This is a genomic window from Alcaligenes nematophilus, from assembly GCF_026344155.1.
In the GTDB taxonomy this organism is placed as follows: domain Bacteria; phylum Pseudomonadota; class Gammaproteobacteria; order Burkholderiales; family Burkholderiaceae_B; genus Alcaligenes; species Alcaligenes phenolicus.
Window position 1 is genome coordinate 201,049 of sequence record NZ_JAPKMZ010000007.1, and the last position, 19,216, is coordinate 220,264.

The following is a 19,216-nucleotide window of genomic DNA, read 5'->3' on the forward strand; positions in this document are numbered from 1 at the left end:
TGCTTTGGGTTTGAATGCCTTGCAATACGTTTCAAGGTATTCACCCGTAGCGCCATTTCAGCCTCAACAATGTCCATAGGCTTCAGTACAATTCCATCATGAGCGAAACCACCCCTTCCTTTGTCCATTTGCGATCCCACTCGGAGTTCTCCGTGGTGGACGGCATCGCCCGTATTCCCGAAATGATCAAGAAAGCGCAGGCCTATGGGCAGCCTGCACTGGCTTTGACGGACTTGTGCAACTTGTTTGGACAGATCAAGTTCTATACCTCGGCGCGTAAAGCCGGGCTGAAAGCCATCATGGGCTGTGATATCTGGCTGCAAAACGAGGAAGACCGCGAAAAACCGTCGCGCTTGCTATTGCTGGTGCAAAACGAGGCCGGTTACTTGAGCCTGTGTGACATTCTGACCCGCGCCTGGTTGGGGAACCAATACAAGGGGCGGGCAGAGGTACAGCGCGCCTGGCTGAAAGAATGTAGTGGCTTGATTGCCTTGTCCGGTGCTCGTATGGGTGATGTAGGCCAGGCTCTGGCCGATGGCAATCTGGAATTGGCCCGTGATTGCGCCCGCCACTGGGACAGTCTGTTCCCGGGCGCTTTCTATATTGAGTTGCAACGCAGCGGTGCGGACGGCGACGAACTGTATGTACAAGCTGCCATGCGCTTGGCCGCGGAGCTGGACCTGCCCGTGGTAGCGACGCACCCGATTCAGTTTATTGCCCCGGACGATTTCCGCGCGCATGAGGTGCGGGTGTGTATTGCCGAAGGCGAACAGCTGGCCAACCCCAAGCGTGTGAAGCGTTTTACGCAAGAGCAATATTTTCTAAGCTCGGACGAAATGCAGCAGCGCTTTGCGGACGTTCCTGCTGCGCTGGAAAACACGTTGGAAATTGCCAAGCGTTGCAACCTGGAGCTGGAACTGGGCAAACCCTATCTGCCCGATTTTCCCACGCCCGATGGCATGTCGCTGGGTGACTTCCTGATTCAACAGGCCAAAGACGGTCTGGAAATCCGCTTGAAGCAGCTGTATGCCGACCCCGAGGAGCGCGAGAAGCAACGCCCCACTTACGAAGAGCGTTTGATGTGGGAGTGCAACACCATTATTTCCATGGGCTTTCCCGGCTACTTCCTGATCGTGGCGGACTTCATTAACTGGGGCAAGCACAATGGCGTGCCCGTAGGGCCGGGCCGGGGTTCGGGGGCGGGTTCCCTGGTGGCTTACAGCATGGGGATTACTGATCTGGATCCCTTGCGCTATGACTTGCTGTTCGAACGTTTCCTGAACCCCGAGCGGGTATCCATGCCTGACTTTGACGTGGACTTTTGTCAGGACAACCGCGAACGCGTTATTGATTACGTTAAACAGAAATATGGCCGTCAGGCCGTCAGCCAGATCGCCACGTTCGGTACTCTGGGCGCAAAAGCCGTGGTGCGCGACGTAGGCCGTGTGCTGGAACTGCCTTACAGCCTGTGCGATGGCTTGTCCAAACTGATTCCTTTCAACCCCGCCGATCCCTGGACGCTGGAACGTGCGCTGGCCGATGAGCCGGCCTTCCGCGAGCGTTACGAGAACGACGAGGAAGTCAAAGCCCTGATCGATCTGGCCCGTCCCTTGGAAGGCCTGACCCGTAGTGTGGGCATGCACGCCGGGGGGGTCTTGATTGCGCCCGGCAAATTGATCGATTTTTGCCCGCTGTATGCCCAGTCTGGCCCGGACGCCAACGCCGTGTCGCAATACGACAAGGACGACGTGGAGGCTGCCGGCCTGGTCAAGTTTGACTTTCTGGGACTGCGCAACCTGACGATTCTGGACTGGGCCGTGCGCTATGTACGCCAGTTCAATGCGGACAAGCGCGAGTTCGACATCATGGCCTTGCCATTGGATGACGACGCCTCCTACAAGCTGTTGTGCGAAGGTAATACGACAGCGGTGTTCCAGCTGGAATCGCGTGGGATGAAGGAGCTGCTGCGCAGTCTGCGGCCTTCCACTTTTGAAGACATTATCGCCATGCTGGCCCTGTATCGTCCGGGGCCGCTGGAGTCAGGCATGGTGGTGGACTTCGTGAACCGTAAACACGGTCGGGCTGAAGTGGATTATTTCCACCCGGATCTGGAGAGCACCTTGAGCAGTACCTACGGGGTGATTGTCTACCAGGAACAGGTGATGCTGATCTCGCAGATTATCGGCGGCTACTCGTTGGGTGGTGCCGACTTGCTGCGCCGTGCCATGGGCAAGAAAAAGCCCGAGGAGATGGCCAAGCACCGGGTTCTGTTTGAGGAAGGGGCGGTCAAGAAAGGCCACGACCCTGAATTGGCGGTCAAGCTGTTTGACCTGATGGAAAAGTTTGCGGGCTATGGCTTTAACAAGAGTCACTCCGCTGCTTATGCTCTCATTGCCTATCAGACAGCCTGGCTCAAAGCCCACCATCCGGCCGAGTTCCTGGCCGCGACTTTGCTGTCCGATATGGACGATACCGATAAGGTACAGATTTTCTGGAAGGACGCGCTGGCCAACGGCGTGGAAGTCTTGCCGCCAGATATCAATGCGTCCAACTATCGCTTTGAGCCTGTGCAGGACAGCTATACGGAAAAAGGCTTGCCGCCACGCACCATGCGCTACGGTCTGGGCGCCGTGAAGGGGACCGGTCAGGCTGCGGTTGAAGCAATTGTGGATGCTCGCAAGCAAGGCGGTCCTTTCACCAGCCTGTTTGATTTCTGCCGTCGTGTAGACCGCCATCAGGTGAACAAGCGCACCATTGAAGCCTTGGTGCGTGCCGGCGCTTTTGACACGATTGATGAAAACCGCGCCGCTTTGTTGGCCAGTATCGGTGCCGCTACCGAAGCTGCCGAACAGGCCGAACGTAGCGCCAACCAGTCTTCGCTGTTTGATGACGACTCCAACGATATTGTGGAAGGCGAGGTTGCGAAAGTGGCTCCCTGGAGCCTGCAAGATCGCTTGCGTCAGGAAAAGACGGCACTGGGCTTTTACTTCAGCGGCCATTTGTTTGACGCCTGGCGTGATGAGGTCCGCCGTTTTGCACCGACACCGTTGGCACGTCTGGAAGCGTCGCGCAGTCCGCAGTGGTTTGCCGGTGTGCTGTCAGCGGTGCGTGTACGCATGACACGTCGCGGCAAGATGCTTTACGCCATGCTGGATGACGGCTCGGCGCAGCTGGAAGTGGCCATCTTCAATGAGCTGTTTGAAGAGCATCGCCAGCGCCTGAAAGAAGACCAGTTGATCATCATCCAGGGCAAGGTCAGCAACGACGATTACACCGGCGGTTTGCGTATCAATGCTGATGCTATTTTTGACTTGCAGTTGGCCCGTGAAGCCCGTGCCAGTTGCCTGAGCATCGGCCTGAACAATAATGCCGACGCACAGCGTCTGCAAACCTTGTTGGCACCACACCGTGCCCAGGAGCAGGGCGGGGTGCCGGTCGAGGTACAACTGCTGCGTCCCGATTATGAGTGCGTGGTGCAGTTGGGCCCGCAGTGGCGTGTTCGTCTGGCGGATTCCCTGCTGGAGCAGCTGGAAGGCTGGGACGCCACGCGCGAGGTGGAGATCAGCTACCGATGAGGCCCTTGCGCATTCTGCACTCGGAAGCTGCCACCAGCTTTGGTGGTCAGGAAAACTACATTCTGCGAGCCATGCGCATCTTGCGCGAAAGGGGGCATCAGGTGGAGGCCGCCTGCCAACCCCACGCCCAGTTGACCGAGCGCCTGCGCGACGAGGGTTTTGTGGTTCATACCCTGTTGATGGATGGCCCGGCCAATTACATGCGCGGTGTGCGCCAGTTGCGTCGGGTCTTGCGCCAAGGTCAGTTTGATGTGCTGAACAGCCATAGCCGCCGTGACACCATGCTGGCCGGTGTGGCCGGGCGCCTGGCGGGAACTCCCTTGATTGTGCGTACGCGCCATCTGGCCAAGAAAGTGGGCTCCTTGATGTCTTACACCATCGTGCCAAAACGGGTGATTACGCCCAGCGATTATGTGCGCGATCACCTGATCGAGCGGGGCGTGAAACCTGGGCATGTTCGGGTGGTCTATCCCTGTGTCGATCCCAGCGTGATTGATTCAGCGCCCCTCCTGGATTTGCGTGCCCAGTTGGGTTTGGCGTCTGATACCTTGCTGGTAGGTTGCGTTGCCGTATTGCGGCGCGAAAAAGGCCATCATGAACTGATCGCCGCCATGCAGCCTTTATTTGATCGCTACCCTCAATTGCACTTGGTGCTGGTGGGGGGCGGCTCTCCGGGTTATGAACAGTTGCAGGCCTTGATCGCGGAGCTGGGGCTGCAAGGGCGGATTCATATGCTGGGCGCTCGTGCAGATGTGCCCTCGATTCTGCCCAATCTGGATATTTTTGCCTTGGCGACCCATATGGAAGCGTCGGGCACTGTTTTTGTAGAAGCTGGAAGCGCTGGCATTCCTGTGCTGGGCAGTCGCGTTGGCGGGGTCCCGGAGATGATGCAAGAAGGCCGCAGCGGTTTGCTGGCGGATTTGCACGACCCGGAGCAGTGGCGTGCCGCCTTGGAAAAAATGATCCGGAGCACGGAGTTGCGTCAGGAAATGGGAGCCGCAGGGCGCCTGTTTTGTCGTAGCGACGAGCGCTTTACCCCGGTTGCCATGGGCGACCGGCTGGAAGGCGCTTATTATGCTTGGTTAAAGGAGCTTCAGGGATGAAAGTGGCAAGCACTGTGCCCGTCATGATGTACCACCATGTCACCCCGGAAGGGGGCATGATCAATGCCAGTCCCGAGCATTTCGAGCAGCATTTGCAATGGTTGAAGAAAAACGGCTGGACCAGCCTGACAACCGAGCAATTTGTAGGCCATTTGCAAGGGCAGGGCGTACCGCCCAAATCGGTACTGATTACCTTTGATGACGGCTACCTGGATAACTGGGTCTACGCTTATCCCTTGTTGAAAAAATATGGCTTCAATGCCGTGATTTTCCTGGTGACAAGCTGGATCAATGAGGGGCCTGTGCGCCCTTATCTGGGCCAGGGCCAGGACGTGCCCGAATGCCCGGATCATCGTGAATGTGAAGCGCGTATCGAGCAAGGTCGCAGCGACGAGGTGATTTTGCGCTGGAGTGAAATCCACGCCATGCAGGCTGATGGTGTGTTCGAGTTCCACAGTCATACTCATACCCATACTCGCTGGGACCTGAGCGAACAGCGCGATCAAAAGAATGACAAGATGCGTTGGGAACTGGAGCAATCCCGTCAGACCTTGAAGGCCAATATGGGTATGGTCTCTGACCAGCTGTGTTGGCCGCAAGGCTATTTTGATCCTGATTATGTGCAGGTCGCCCAGCAAGCCGGTTTCCGCTATCTGTATACAACGCGCGCCTTCGGCTCCAACCAGCCTGGTAGCGATCCTTTGCACATTTATCGTTTCGCCGTGCGTGACACGACGGGCGTATCGGTAGGACGCAGGCTGAATGTTGCGGTACATCCCGTGATCGGTCCGATTTTCAACAGGTGGAAAGCATGGCGTCGTCGTCAACGACAGAAGTAGGGCATTGCGCCGCGTCGAGTTCTGGCAAGCGCCTGTCCGTTATCCTGATCACGAAAAACGAGCAGGCGCATATTCGTGCCTGCCTGGAATCCGTTGCCTTTGCGGACGAGATTATTGTGGTGGACTCGGGCAGTACGGATGAGACGGTGGAGATCGCCCGTTCCATGGGGGCGAACGTTACGGTCACCCCGGATTGGCCCGGTTTTGGGCCGCAGAAGAATCGGGCACTGGATCAGGCCACGGGCGAGTGGGTGCTGTCCATTGATGCGGACGAGCGTGTTACGCCCGAGCTTGCACAACTGATTCAGCAGGAAATGACTCAGCCTCGTGGTACGGCTTACCGGATTGCCCGCCTGTCAGAGTTCGCTGGCCGCTGGATGCGCCATAGCGGTTGGTGGCCAGACCGGGTATTACGACTGTTCAAGCGTGGCACAGCCCGCTTTAACGACGCCAAAGTCCATGAAAGCGTGCAGACCGAGCATCCAGTCCTGGTCTTGGATGGACATTTTCTGCATTACCCCTACGCCAGCCTTGAAGTCTTTATTGACAAGATCAACCGTTATTCCTCGGATGCGGCCCGTCAAATGCAGGCCAAGGGCAAGACCACCAGCCTGCCGGGCATTGCTGGCCATGCCAGCTGGACCTTCGTGCGTCACTATATTGTTCGACGGGGATTTCTGGATGGCCCGCAAGGCTTCATTCTGGCGTGTATGGCCGCTTCTGGCAGCCTGTTTCGATATAGTAAGCTGTGGTATTACACCCGTCAGAAGTCTGATTAGCCCCTTATAATGCCGCCTATGATTCCGATTCTTATGTACCACCAGGTCGGGGTGCCTGCTCCCAAGGGCTCGCCTTACCGTGGTTTGACCGTGCATCCTACTGATTTTCGGCGCCAGATGACTTGGCTCAAGCGCTTGGGTTACCGTGGTTTATCCATGGCGCAACTGATGCCGTACCTGCGAGGTGAAAAGCAGGGCAAGGTTGTGGGAATCAGCTTTGATGATGGCTACCGTAACGTCTTTCAGAACGCCATGCCGGTGCTGGATGAATTGGGCTTTACGGCGACCAATTACATTGTGGCGCGGCATCTGGACGGTTCGAACTTCTGGGACCAACCCAAAGGAGTGCCGCATTCCGGTCTGATGTCCTTGCCAGAACTGCGCGCCTGGGTGAACGCCGGTCATGAAGCCGGTTCGCATACGCTGGACCATGTGCATCTGACCGATGTGTCCTCGGAAATTGCCCATTACCAGATCGCGCAATCCAAGGCAGAGCTGCAGGACGTGCTGCAAGTGGAAGTCAGCGCGTTTTGCTATCCCTATGGCGATCAGAATCAGGCTATTCGTGAGCAGGTGCGTCAGGCTGGTTATCTGAATGCCACCACGACCAATCGCGGTCTGGCCCGTTCAGACGATGATTTATTTGACTTGCCCCGTGTGACGGTCTCGCGTTCCACCAATATTTTGCGCTTCGTGCAAAAGTGCGTGACACGCCTGGAAGACAAGCGTCGTACGGTTTCCCGCTCATGAGCTCAGATCAAACCCGCGACACTCCCGCTGCGATTCCCGAGCGCCTGCGCATCGCTTTTGTGGTCGACCGTTTCGGTAACCGCTTTGGCGGCGCTGAAGCGTATGGGGTGGAACTGATGCGCGAGCTGGCCGAAAAACACGAAATCACCGTGTTTGCGCGCGAATATGACAGTCGCTGTGATTTGAAGCTAGCCTATGTGCCTATTCGACATTGGTCGCATTGGCCGGGCTGGATACGCGGCATCCTGTTTGCCCGTCAGGCCGCCAAGGCCACGGCGCAAGGTTTTGATATTGTGCACTCGCACATGAACGGCTGGTGCGGGGACGTGGAAGTAGTGCATGTCACCCCCGTGCGGTTTAACTGGCGCGTGCGGCCTTTGCCTTTGTTGAAAAAACTGGGCTCTTACTTCAGCCCGAGGGTCTGGGGGTATCTGGGCCTGGAAAAACGCCGTTTGCGCCCTGGTCCTCATGCCGTAGTCGCCGTTTCGGGCCTGATTGCCGAACAATTGCAGCAAGCCTATGGCAGCGTGCACGACTATCCCGTCATTGCTCCCGGTGTGGCCTTGCCGCAAGCCGATGCCCAAGGCCAGGAGCGCACCCAGGTTCGCGAGTCTTTGGGTTTTACGAACGATCAGGTCGTCTGCCTGTTGGTGGCTCGTAATCCGCTGCGTAAAGGCTTGAATACGGTGCTGGAAGCCTTGGCGAAACTGCCTTCCCATTATCGATTGCTGGTGGTGGGCGGAAAGCCGGGTCTGCGTGACCAGATACGCCAGCAGCTTCAGACTCTGAATATGCAGGATCGCGTTATCCTGCAGGGTGAAACCTCCAACGTCGAACCTTTTTATCGCGCTGCCGATATCTACGTGCATCCCACCCTGAATGACAGCTTTGGCATGGCACCGCTGGAAGCCATGTCCTATGGCTTGCCGGTTGTCCTGAGCCCGGCTCCGTGGTGCGGCTTTGCCCAATATGTGCAGGGCGGCTATCACGCACTGCTGCTCAGCCATCCGGAGGATGCTCAGGAACTGGCTCAGGCGATTGAGAAAATCAGCAAGGACCCGGCCATGGCCAGGAACCTGATCGAGAACTCGCGTGAGTTATTGGTGCAATTCAGTTGGCCTGCCGTCGCGACTCGCTATCAGGACCTGTATCAAAAAGTGTTGCTTCGCCGCCAAGATTAAAGGCAGGTGCAGCCAGGTTTTCTCTTTTACCGAGATTAAATCGTCAAAACTGCTGTTCAGTCATTGTTCAGCTTACGCAATAGCGGATACACTTTGTGGCCTGTAGATGCTCGATCTGAGTATTTGTCTGTCATTCACAGCCGCTGACGGAGCGAGTTTTGAAGGTCCTGATCACTGATATTCACCATGGTAATGGCGGTGGCCATGTCACCTATATTCTGGGTTTGTTGCGCGGTTTGGCCCATCAGTGTGAATTCACTCTGGCGGCACCGGCAACGGGCCGACTGTATCGGGAAGCGTCGCAGATACCCGGTGTAAGAGTGTTCCCAGGCCTGTATACCGCCCGTATCGGGACGGCCTTGTCGGAAATCTGGAACCTGCGCCGTTTTTTGCAGCGCGAAGCCTTCGATATCGTGCATTGCAATGGCAGTACCGATCATCGTCATGTCATGATCGCCTGCAAAACCTTGTCGAATCCTCCCGTTATTATCTGGACCAAACACAATACCAAGCGTCTACACAGCATGGGTAACCGTTTGCGGGCGCGCTTTGGGACTGATCTTTGCATTGCTGTCAGCGATTATGTTGCCCGCCAACTCGCCAATTCCGATTATCGGCGTTGCAACGTTGAACGGATTTATCACGGTCTGGACTTGGAGCATTATTCCCCGGTTTCCGCGCAGGAAAAGCAGGCTGCACGCCAAGCACTTTTCGGCGCTGATTTGGCAGAGAACAGTTTGGTGCTGGGCTCAGTGGGTGGCACGGATCTGGAAAAAGGTTGGTTGCTGCTGGTTGAAGCAGTGTCCCGTCTGGAGCCGGAACTCAAGCAGCGCGTTCGGATTGTGGTAGCAGGTGATCCACCTGCGCAGGCTGTTCGGGAGCAAGTGCAGGCTTTGGGCTGTGCCGAACAATTGGTTTTCCCCGGCTTGGTTAAGGATGTGCGGTCGATCCTGGCTGCCTGTGATGTGGGGTTTGTGCTTTCATACAAAGAGTCGGCCTCGTACGCGTGCTACGAATCCTTGGCTTTGGGGTTGCCCGTCTTGATCTCCAATGCGGGTGGTTTACCGGAAAGCATCGAGCATTTGCATGAGGGTTGGGTGGTGCCTTGTGGAGACGTGGCAGCCATTGAGGCGCATGTCCGAGACATGTTATGTCAGAAGTACTGCTTGCATACCGTGGGCAAGCGTGCCAGGCAGCGCGCAGAAAACCGTTTTGATGCGCAGCGTTTTTCGGTGGATACCTATCAGGCCTATTTGAAGGCGCGGGCGCTATAAAGTCAGGTGCAGGCCAAGCCTGTAGTAAAAAGCGTTCTGAGTGTATTTCAGAACGCTTTTTTTATGCTTAGTTGTTGAGGGACGGAGCAGTGAGTGTTTCCAGCTCCGTCAGCCAGATCAAGGCATCTTCCCGCTTTTCTCCGCACATTTCCGGCGAGGCTTGCAAGCCCGAACAACAGGCAGGGCGTTCGGGTTGGCCAAAAATCCGACAACGTAGCTGTTCGTCCAGCTGAATACAGGGCACACCCGCAGGCTTGCCGTGGGGCATGCCGGGGATAGGACTGGAGATAGAGGGGGCGATACAGCAGGCCCCACATTCAGAACGGCAAATCATGCCCAGCCTCGGGACCAGTACACCAGAATCCCGACATATTCCTTGATGATGGAGCGGCTGGATTGCAGGGCCATCAGATTCGGTTTCCACATGGAAAACTCGGGGCTGTTCGGAACCGTTAGCTGTGGGGCGGCACCAGCCGCAATGACATCGACCCCTTGCTTGCGGAAAATTGCCATGGCGCGTGGCATGTGCAGGGCAGAGGTTACCAACAAGACTTTCTTGGCCTGCTTTTCTTGCAGTAGCTGGGCGGTGTATGCACCATTTTGCTGGGTGGTCAGGCTTTCGTTTTCCATCAGTGTGGCCGAGGCGGGCACATCCAGATTAGTCAGGGTGTTGGCCATGACCTTGGCTTCACTGATGCCGCCGTCCAGCGCGGCTCCGGACAAGACAATGTAAGGTGCACGGCCCGCTTTATACAGATCGGCCGCTCGTTCTACCCGCGCCGATGTTTTCTGTGCTGTTTGGGGCAAGAACCAATTGCTGCGGTTTTGAGCAGTGTGGCCGCCCAGAACCACAATGGCATCGGCTTGCGTTACCTGCTCAGCCGGCTGATAGGGATACATTTTTTCCAGATAACCGCCCGCATACAGACTGGTGGCAGGCAGGGACCAGGCGCCGGTCCAGAGCAGTCCGGCCAAGGCCAGAGCGGCGGCGGTTTTGCGCAGGCGCAAGATAAAGAGCAGCACCGCCACAAGTAGTAGGGCGGCAAACAAATTCAGCGGAATGACCAGGCTGGTCAGGATGCTCGATACATTCATGGGTGCTCCCGCTCTGACTCCAGCACTTGCACCACCTCGTCCAGCGTTGGCCATTGGCCATCGCGCCCCAGGCAAATCGCCCGTGGCGACCAGGGACCGGTGTCTTCAGGGTTGGTGACGCCACATAAGGTCAGCTGCTGGGCCTTGATAGCTGCCGCGACATGGGAGACGCCAGAGTCATTGCAAATAACCCACTGCGCCTGTTGGCAAAGCCGCGCAAACGCTCCTAAAGGCAGGGGCGGCAGGCAACGTGCGCTGGGCGCATTTTGCAGGGCAGCCTCATGCTCGTTGGGCGGGGGGCACATAATGACGGTTTTGCCTTGGGCTTGCAGATGGCGGGTCAGTTGGTCGAAATACGGCCAGACTTTGACGCGGCCTTTGTGCAGTCCCGTTGCGGTAGGGGCGATCAGAATATAGTCACCGGGGCGCAGGGCGGCTTGGCGCAGACTGTTGTCGCCTTCTTGCCGTTGCAGGGGGCTGAGCGTCAAATCCAGGGTGGCTGGGGCTTGTTCAGGCGCCGGGTTCAATTTCCACAGCGCCAAAGCCTGCTGAACAATATAGAACCAGGATTGCACCGCATGCAACTGCTTTTGCGGCTTATTTAACGGCCATCGTAATAAAAGGCTACGGCCATCGTCCCGGTAACCGCAGGCTGGCAGACCTGCCAGTTTGAAGCTGAGGGCACTGCTCAGCGAATCGGGCAGCAGCAGGCCATACGCTTGGCGATGGCCGTGCTGGCGACGATAACGGCGTATGGCCTTGGCATCCTGGTGCCAGTGGCTGCTCATGGGGATGAAGCCATGCAAGGGGTAAGCCGACAGCAGTTCGCGGGCCCAGGGGCGGGCGCAAACCACGACGGGCAAACCGGTATCCAGCAGAGCCTGTAAACACGGCAGGCTCATGCATACATCGCCTAGCCAATTAGGCAATCGTAAATAAAGGGCAGAGGGATCAGACATGAACAGGACAACTAGGCAGAACCAACAAGTGCGGAGGCGCTCGACTCAGGCAATGAGCGTTAGAATAAACACAATTAGATAGTATATAGGGTGTCCTCGTTGTCCAACGCCATAGAAACCAAAATCAAGCCTGCTGGGCACGATCCTGTCAAATCCGATCTCTGGAAGCGCATTTATAGCCGTTTGCTGCCTTATTGGAAGGTGGCGGTGCTGGCGCTGATCCTGGTCAGTATCTCCTCGGCTACCCAGCCAGTGCTGGCGGTGATCATGAAGCCTTTGCTGGATGATGGCTTTACGGGTGCCAATCCGGACTATATGTGGTCCATCCCGCTGGCGGTGATCGGGCTGATGTTTGTGCGCGGCGTGACCAGTTACGGCAGTTCTTATTTGTTTGCCTGGATCGCCAACAAAATGTTGCTGACTTTACGTGGTGACATGTTCTCCCGCTTGCTGGGATTGTCCGATTCGGAGTTCAAGCAAGGGGATACTGGCCGTTTGCTGAACCGCTTCACGATTGATGCCGGCACCATGACTGGCGTGGCCACCGAGGTGGTCACCGTCGTAGTGCGTGAAACCTTGACCGTGATCGCCTTGTTGGGCGTTCTGCTTTACATGTCCTGGCAATTGACCGTGATCGTGTTTCTGGTCATGCCCGCCTCGGTCTTTGTGGCCAAACTGGTGTCGCGTCGCCTGCGCCGCATCAACCGCGATACCGTGAACATGAATGCCGAGCTGACTCGTGTGGTCAGTGAAGCTATCGATGCCCAACGTGTCATCAAGCTGTTTGATGGCTACGAGCGTGAAAACACCCGTTTCATGTATGTGAATGCGCGCCTGCGCCGCTTCGCCATGCGTGCAGCTTCTGCGGATGCCGCTCTGTCTCCTATTACACAGCTGTTTGTGTCGATTGCCGTGGCCGGAGTGATTTTTGTCGCTCTTTACCAGGCCAATACCGGCACGCTGACCATCGGTAGCTTTGCCGCTTTCATGGCTGCCCTGGGACAGATTTTTGATCCTATCAAGCGTTTGACCAATATCACCGGCACGATGCAGCGCATGCTGGTGGCGGCAGAAAGTGTCTTCAAGCTGGTTGACCAGGACCCGGAGCCCGATACCGGGACTCGAGAGTTCACGCAGCCTGTACGCGGTCATATCGAGTTCGACTCGGTGTCACATCGTTTCCCCAACGCGCATCGCGATACCTTGTCCGAGGTCAGTTTTGCGGTGCAGCCCGGCCAGACCATTGCTCTGGTTGGTCGTTCCGGTAGTGGCAAGACCACACTGGCCAATATGTTGCCGCGTTTCTTGATTCCTAGTAGTGGGCAAGTGCGGGTAGACGGCATTCCCTCCGAAGAGCTGACCTTGCGTAGCTTGCGTAGCCAGATTTCTTTGGTCAGCCAGGATGTGGTGCTGTTTGAGGCGACGATTGGCCAAAACGTGGCCTATGGTGCGGGAGCCGATGTTACGCCGGAGCGTATCTGGGAAGCGCTGGAGGCAGCCAATCTGCGCGAGTTCGTGGAAGGCTTGCCACAAGGTCTGGATACGATGGTGGGCGAGAACGCCAACTCTCTGTCTGGTGGCCAGCGTCAGCGTCTGGCCATTGCCCGTGCCTTGATTAAAAATGCTCCCATTCTGATTCTGGATGAGGCCACCTCGGCTCTGGATAATGAGTCCGAGCGTCAGGTTCAGATGTCGCTGGAGACCCTGATGAAGGGCCGCAGTACCTTGGTGATTGCGCATCGTCTGTCTACCGTACAAAATGCGGATCAAATCCTGGTGCTGGACGAAGGGCGGATTATTGAGCAGGGCCGTCACGACGAATTGCTGGCCCGCAACGGTGTGTACGCCGGTTTCTACCAAATGCAGTTTCAGTTCAACGAATAAGCAGCCTGGGGCTGCACGATAAGGAACATCATGAAGAAAATCATTCTTGCGCTGGCCGGGCTGGCTGTGTTGGCAGGGTGTGCCAAGCAGGGTGCGGAACTGCGAGAACAGGATTTGCGTCGTCCCAGTTACTTCAAGACGGAGCGCCGCATCAATACGGACTTTGTGGGTATTCAGCGTGCCTTGTTCAAGCATCAGGCCGAGTGTGGCAAAGCAGCGGTTTTCAAAATGGATGAGCGTCAGGCCAGCTACGGCACTTTGCGCTACGAACTGGAACCGGGGGCGGGCTGGGATAAAAGTATCCTGATCGATCTGACCCTGATGCAAAAGGGTTGGGTAGACGCAAAGGTTTACGCTTACCGCGCTGATGTGAAGCGAGAGATTCAGGAGATCTTCACTTCAATTCGTGCTCCAGGTGTGTGCAACCCGGACGATGCACCAAAAGAAGTGCTGCCCGAGGATGATTTTGTACCGGTTGCGCCGCTGTAAGTGTCCAAGCTTTGTGCTGGGCAACTCGCTCAGCACATGAGGCGCCCTGATCGCAGGACAAGACTGTCCTGCTCGTGACCCGCTTTTTCAGGCGGGTTTATTGTTTTCAGTCCCTCTCAATGAACAGAGATGATTATGGATCTTGCCTCTACACCCCAAGCCAGACAGATAGCCTCGACAGCAGCGATGCTTTATCTGATTTGCGGCAAGATTGCGGCGGGTAAATCCACCCTTGCTAAAAAGCTGTCCGAGCAGCCCAAGACCGTGCTAATCAGCGAAGATTTCTGGCTGGCTAACGTATACCCCGGTCAAATTGCGTCTTTGGAAGATTACGCGCGCTGTTCAGCGCAGTTGCGGGCGGCCATGGCACCGCATATTGCTGCTTTGTTGCAGGCTGGAATGTCTGTAGTGCTGGATTTTCCGTCCAATACCTTGGCAACACGCGCTTGGGCGCGGGAACTGATTGAAAAATCGGCTGTGGCTCACGAACTGCATTATCTGGATGTAGCTGACGAACTGTGCAAGGCACGTTTGCATGCTCGTAATGCCAGTGGTGAGCATCCCTTTGAGACGACCGAAGCGCAGTTTGATTTGTTCAGCTCTTACTTTGTGGCACCTCAGGAGTCAGAGGGCTTTCATATCATCCGCCATCAGATTAGTGAATAAGCTTCAGTTTCGGCGTTCAGGCTGCTGAAGGAAGGGTGGCTTGGGGAGTTTGATAGTTACCTCATGCCATAACCTTGTCGGTATCACTCTACCTTCAGCAAATGCTTCTGTTTGGCCTCATCTGCTCGGCAGTAATGACAGCCACAACTCTCTGTACAGCGTCCTCTTAAACAGCTCAGTTCTTGGAAATCTCGCCTTGCTAGTCAATGTCGTTCCATAAATGGGACGCTGAGGTGCTTTTCACCCTACTACCGACCTTGATTTCGGCTGTTTATAGTGAGTTTGCCTTTGCCTGGATTTGAGCAGATGCAAGATGGCTGGAGAGTTTTACGTGAACTCATGTCGCCTCTTTGAACCTGGCTCCTGCATATTGCTAGGCCGCTCTGCCAAGGTATGCCGACTCAGTGTCTGCTGCCTCTCCAAGAAGGGCATCGAACAACTAGAACAGGAAACCTTTGCTATGAGTTCTCCCGTATGCCTTCCCAGTTTTCGTCGTTTTTTAGTGCGAGCCTTACTGACGGCCTGTAGTTTGAGTAGCGTGGTGGCTTATGCGCAGCCAGAAGCCGATACCATGGCTGTCATGTCGAACGGCGGGCGGGAATCGGCCGATATCGTCATTCGTAATGCTCTAATTCTGACGATGAACCCCGAGCAACCGCGGGCCACGGCCTTGGCGGTGCGAGGAAGGTATTTGAGTGCAGTTGGCAATGATGCTGACGTTCAAACGCAAATTGGTCCCGAGACGCAGGTGGTGGATGCGAATGGTCGTGTGGTGATTCCTGGTCTGATCGATGCCCATCTGCATGGAATACGCGGCGGGCAAACTTATCTGTTCGAAACCTACTGGCATGACGCCTTGAGCCTCCAGTCGGGATTATTGGATTTGCAACGCGCAGCACAGGAACGTAGTCCGGATCAGTGGCTTGCTGTGGTAGGCTCCTGGATCCCCGAGCAGTTTGCAGAAAAGCATGCGCCTACGGTCGCTGACCTGGACCGTTTTGTGCCGGATCATCCGGCGTATGTGCAGTCCTTGTATGACTATGCCTTGGTCAATCGCCGTGGCATCGAGGTGCTGGCGCTGGATACAGCTCAACCTTTGGTGCCAGCGGGTATCACCGTAGAGCGAGATGATCAGGGTAAAGCGACTGGGAAATTGTTGGGTGGAATTGGCCCCTTCAATGCCTTGTTTGCCCACATTAGTCAGGGTTTGAATCAGGAAGCCAATCTGCGTGCTTTTTTTAAGGAACTGAATGCGCGTGGGGTGACCGGTTTTATTGACCCATCGGCCGGTGGCCCCGCTGCTTTCGAGCCACTCTTTTCGCTGCATCAGCAGCGCGCGTTGAGCGTGCGTGTGGGATATCGTCTGTCTCCTCCGCCGGGCGGAAATGAAACGACTTGGGTGCAAACCCATATGGCGTTTCGACCTTCCATGCATGACGACGGTTATCTGGCATTTCTGGGCTTGGGTGAAAGTTTGGTCATGGGCATGAACGATGCTGTACGTATGGCCCCAGGGTTCGCTCCCTCTTCTACTGATCAGAAGGAAATGCGTAAGGCATTGGCCTATGCGGCAAAACGCCGTATTCCCGTTGAACTGCATGCCTATACGGATGACAGTGCAGCCAGCATTCTTGATGCCATTGAGGAAGTGGCTCGTGAGCACCCAATCAAGGATTTACGCTGGTCGCTGGCGCATTTGAATACGGGCTCGCTTGTTACGCTGCGACGTATGCGTGATTTGGGGCTGGCGTTTAGCGTGCAAATGGGACCTTACTTCGAGGCCCCTGCAATTCTGGCAGCGAATGGTCCTCGTGTTGCCGAACAAACGCCGCCTAGCAAGGCTGCGATGGCGATGGGTATGAGGGTTGCAGGGGGGACGGATGCCACCCGTATTGGCGTGGCCGGTGTCTGGCAGGCTATTGAGTATCAGGTAAGTGGGCGTTCTTTGGGGGGCGTCGTTCAGCGCCGAGCTGATTTGTTGCTCACACCCGAACAGGCCTTGACCTTGTATACGCGAGATGCGGCGTGGTTGGCCTTTGCTGATGAGACTCGTGGCAGTCTGGAGACAGGCAAATTAGCGGATCTTGCGGTATTGAATCAAGACCCCTTGAGCATTCCCGCCAATCAATTGCACCAGACACAATCTTTGCTGACTTTGTTAGGTGGGCGTGTCGTGCATGGAGAGGATTGGCTCAAGGGTCAATCCCACAATCGTCAAGCAGCACTTAAAGCAAAATAATGTCGTACTGTTCCTGGGAGTAGTGCGGATCTACCTCCAGGGAAATGGGCTTGCCAATAAAGTCGCCCGCCACGGCCAGGTGCTGGCTTTCTTCTTCCAGAAACAGGTCCACGACCTCTTGAGCCGCCAAAATACGAAATTCTTTGGGATTGAATTGTTTGGCTTCGCGCAGGACCTCGCGCAAGATTTCATAGCAGACGGTGCGGGCCGTGCGGACGGAACCTCGCGATTGGCAGGTGGGGCAGGGCTCGCATAGTTGGTGCGCCAAAGAGTCACGCGTACGTTTGCGCGTCATTTCTACCAGACCTAATTGACTAAAGCCATTGATCGTCACGCGAGTGCGGTCTTTGGCCAGCGCTTTTTGCAGCTCCTGCAAGACAGACTCCCGGTGAGCAGGGTCGTCCATATCAATAAAGTCCAGGATGATGATGCCACCCAGATTGCGCAGACGCAGCTGGCGGGCCAGGGCAATCGCTGCTTCCAGGTTTGTTTTGAAGATCGTGTCGTCAAAGTTGCGACCACCGACGAAACCGCCGGTATTCACATCCACCGTAGTGAGTGCTTCGGTCTGATCGATAATCAAATAGCCGCCGGACTTCAAATCCACCCGACGCGACAGGGCGCGATTGATTTCTTCATCTACATGGGCTGTATCAAACAGAGCGCGACTGCCTTTGTGGTGACTGATGCGCTCAAGCACCGAGGGAGTGTAAATCTGTGCCCACTCCTTCATCTCCTGCACGACGGTGCGTGAGTCCACGATGATGGATTGGGTGTTGGGCGTCACCATATCGCGTAAAACACGTTGCGCCAGGCTCAAGTCCGTATAAAGAACAGAGGGGGCGCCTTGCTCGCGGATACGTTCCTGAATACGTGTCCACAAAGTACGCAGATACTGCTGGTCTGCACTGATCTCTTCATCCGTCGCGCATTCGGCCTGAGTCCGTACGATGAAACCGCCTTTCTCATCCTTGGGCATAAGACGACTGACACGCTCGCGCAGCTCGATCCTGTCTGCATCCGAACCAATCCGTTGCGATACGCCAATATGAGGATCAAAAGGCAGATACACCAACATGCGGCCCGCAATACTGATTTGTGTTGATACACGAGCACCCTTGGTGCCCAAAGGATCCTTGATGACTTGTACTAATAGAGACTGACCTTCGTACAAGAGCTTTTCAATCGGCGTGGTCGGACTACCCTGATTACGCTCGGTGCGATTCTGGCGTAAGTCCGCGACATGGATAAACGCCGCGCGTTCCAGGCCAATATCAATAAAGGCACTTTGCATGCCGGGCAAAACCCGCGCCACTTTTCCCAGATAGACGTTCCCCACATAACCGCGTTGGATGCTGCGCTCGATATGAATTTCCTGGACAGCACCTTGCTCGACCAGGGCAACACGGGTTTCAAACGGAGTGACGTTAATCAGGATGTCTTCATGCATAGTAATTTCGCTCAGGAATATCTGTTCCGGGCTAGTGTAGGGCCAAGTCGGTGAGGCTGCTATGCCTTTATGACTATATAGAGAGTTTAGGGAGGATGAATGCTTCGCTTGTCTTTGTTTCGGAGACTGCTTGGGGATGTTTAAGGTTCCAGCTGCTTTATGCAGGTCGCCACTCGAGGCCCCGGGTCCGGGTGTTGGGGCGGACTACTTGCCGGCGCAATGCGCCGGTCCCCTTGTCGGAGTCACAATCGGGGCGCAGTCTGAACTCGCCCAGTGATTGGTCCCCCGGACCAATCACAAACCTTGGGCTCAAACAGCAGACTGCTTGCATCCCCGATCATGGCTCCGACTGTGGCAAGTACTCTGACTCGCCCCAACACCCGGACCCGGGGCCTCGAGCGGCTAGCAGCCCAGCATAGTGCTCGATCTTGGAGGCCATTCAACTCGTTATCTATATAGAGACGCTGTTGGTTGAAGGCACAGGGCCGATGCAGTGTTCGTGTGGCCGTTCTTTTGTCCGCCATCCATCCATCCATCCATCCATCCATCCATCCATCCATCCATCCATCCATCCATCCATCCATCCATCCATCCATCCATCCACCCAGCAACCAACCAACCAACCAACCAACCAACCCATCGACTGGCGACTGTTTTTCGGAGGGAGTTTCTCTTCTATCTATATAGAGGCGGATAGAGGGAGGAGTTGTCAGAGAACGGGGGAGATGATTTAACGAATTTCTGTGAGAAAAATAGCTTTCAGTTCGTGTTTTGCTCTGAAGAAGCTCGAAGCCTCCTGCCTGAAGGCAAAAAGTCGAAATAAGCTAAAAATTATTTTTATAGTTATTCCTTATTGTTATCAATGGTCTAAGTGTTTTTGAAGGGTTTCTGCTTCTTAAATGCCAAGAAAAACCCCATGAAGCGCTTGCAAAG

Annotated in this window: 15 protein-coding genes; 11 read left to right on the forward strand and 4 right to left on the reverse strand. The window is 55.7% G+C overall.

The features are described from left to right. The first annotated feature begins 98 nt into the window (after positions 1-98). The 7 genes from dnaE to OSH04_RS18090 all read left to right on the forward strand — a co-directional run bounded on the left by dnaE (position 99) and on the right by OSH04_RS18090 (position 9,501). On the forward strand, positions 99-3,575 hold the full coding sequence (gene dnaE, locus OSH04_RS18060; protein WP_266108993.1) for a DNA polymerase III subunit alpha: 3,477 nt from the start codon (positions 99-101) through the stop codon (positions 3,573-3,575). After that, on the forward strand, positions 3,572-4,678 hold the full coding sequence (locus tag OSH04_RS18065; RefSeq protein WP_083053968.1) for a glycosyltransferase family 4 protein: 1,107 nt from the start codon (positions 3,572-3,574) through the stop codon (positions 4,676-4,678). The genes dnaE and OSH04_RS18065 overlap by 4 nt, the downstream gene beginning before the upstream one ends. Beyond that, positions 4,675-5,517, forward strand: a complete 843-nt coding sequence (locus OSH04_RS18070) for a polysaccharide deacetylase family protein (RefSeq protein WP_022983576.1) — start codon at positions 4,675-4,677, stop codon at positions 5,515-5,517. Before OSH04_RS18065 ends, OSH04_RS18070 begins: the two co-directional genes overlap by 4 nt. Next, complete coding sequence (locus OSH04_RS18075) at positions 5,490-6,296, forward strand: glycosyltransferase family 2 protein (protein WP_266108994.1); 807 nt, start codon at positions 5,490-5,492, stop codon at positions 6,294-6,296. Before OSH04_RS18070 ends, OSH04_RS18075 begins: the two co-directional genes overlap by 28 nt. Positions 6,297-6,329: 33 nt before the next feature. After that, entirely contained in the window at positions 6,330-7,046 is a 717-nt protein-coding gene (locus tag OSH04_RS18080) for a polysaccharide deacetylase family protein (protein WP_009461672.1), read from the forward strand. Then, positions 7,043-8,227, forward strand: a complete 1,185-nt coding sequence (locus tag OSH04_RS18085) for a glycosyltransferase family 4 protein (protein WP_137431242.1) — start codon at positions 7,043-7,045, stop codon at positions 8,225-8,227. Before OSH04_RS18080 ends, OSH04_RS18085 begins: the two co-directional genes overlap by 4 nt. Positions 8,228-8,385: 158 nt before the next feature. Then, positions 8,386-9,501, forward strand: a complete 1,116-nt coding sequence (locus OSH04_RS18090; protein ID WP_266108995.1) for a glycosyltransferase family 4 protein — start codon at positions 8,386-8,388, stop codon at positions 9,499-9,501. Positions 9,502-9,568: 67 nt separating this feature from the next. Here OSH04_RS18090 and OSH04_RS18095 read toward each other — a convergent pair whose 3' ends face one another. The 3 genes from OSH04_RS18095 to OSH04_RS18105 are packed head-to-tail and all read right to left on the reverse strand — an operon-like array spanning position 9,569 to position 11,498. After that, the gene (locus OSH04_RS18095) at positions 9,569-9,835 is read right to left on the reverse strand and encodes a zinc/iron-chelating domain-containing protein (RefSeq protein WP_009461678.1); all 267 of its coding nucleotides are present in this window, start codon (positions 9,833-9,835) and stop codon (positions 9,569-9,571) included. Beyond that, positions 9,832-10,596: a YdcF family protein gene (locus OSH04_RS18100; RefSeq protein WP_009461680.1), complete on the reverse strand. Its 765-nt coding sequence runs from the start codon at positions 10,594-10,596 to the stop codon at positions 9,832-9,834. The genes OSH04_RS18095 and OSH04_RS18100 overlap by 4 nt, the downstream gene beginning before the upstream one ends. After that, positions 10,593-11,498 carry a glycosyltransferase family 9 protein gene (locus OSH04_RS18105; RefSeq protein WP_035270695.1) on the reverse strand — a complete coding sequence of 302 codons (906 nt, stop codon included), beginning with the start codon at positions 11,496-11,498 and terminating at the stop codon, positions 10,593-10,595. Before OSH04_RS18105 ends, OSH04_RS18100 begins: the two co-directional genes overlap by 4 nt. 147 nt (positions 11,499-11,645) lie before the next feature. Here OSH04_RS18105 and msbA point away from each other — a divergent pair, with 147 nt between their 5' ends. The 4 genes from msbA (at position 11,646) to OSH04_RS18125 (ending at position 16,833) form a co-directional block, all read left to right on the forward strand. Continuing rightward, a complete protein-coding gene (msbA, locus tag OSH04_RS18110) occupies positions 11,646-13,439 on the forward strand; it encodes a lipid A export permease/ATP-binding protein MsbA (protein ID WP_143241206.1) in 1,794 nt (597 codons plus the stop codon). Positions 13,440-13,469: 30 nt separating this feature from the next. Continuing rightward, positions 13,470-13,928 carry a hypothetical protein gene (locus OSH04_RS18115; RefSeq protein ID WP_115634061.1) on the forward strand — a complete coding sequence of 153 codons (459 nt, stop codon included), beginning with the start codon at positions 13,470-13,472 and terminating at the stop codon, positions 13,926-13,928. A 186-nt stretch (positions 13,929-14,114) separates the two neighbouring features. Beyond that, positions 14,115-14,594, forward strand: coding sequence for an AAA family ATPase (locus OSH04_RS18120; protein WP_238441682.1), 480 nt, complete (start codon positions 14,115-14,117; stop codon positions 14,592-14,594). Positions 14,595-15,054: 460 nt separating this feature from the next. Then, on the forward strand, positions 15,055-16,833 hold the full coding sequence (locus OSH04_RS18125; RefSeq protein ID WP_266108996.1) for an amidohydrolase: 1,779 nt from the start codon (positions 15,055-15,057) through the stop codon (positions 16,831-16,833). Here OSH04_RS18125 and rng read toward each other — a convergent pair. Next, the gene (gene rng, locus OSH04_RS18130) at positions 16,820-18,283 is read right to left on the reverse strand and encodes a ribonuclease G (protein WP_009461688.1); all 1,464 of its coding nucleotides are present in this window, start codon (positions 18,281-18,283) and stop codon (positions 16,820-16,822) included. The two genes, OSH04_RS18125 and rng, sit on opposite strands and share 14 nt — an antisense overlap. Positions 18,284-19,216 lie beyond the last annotated feature (933 nt).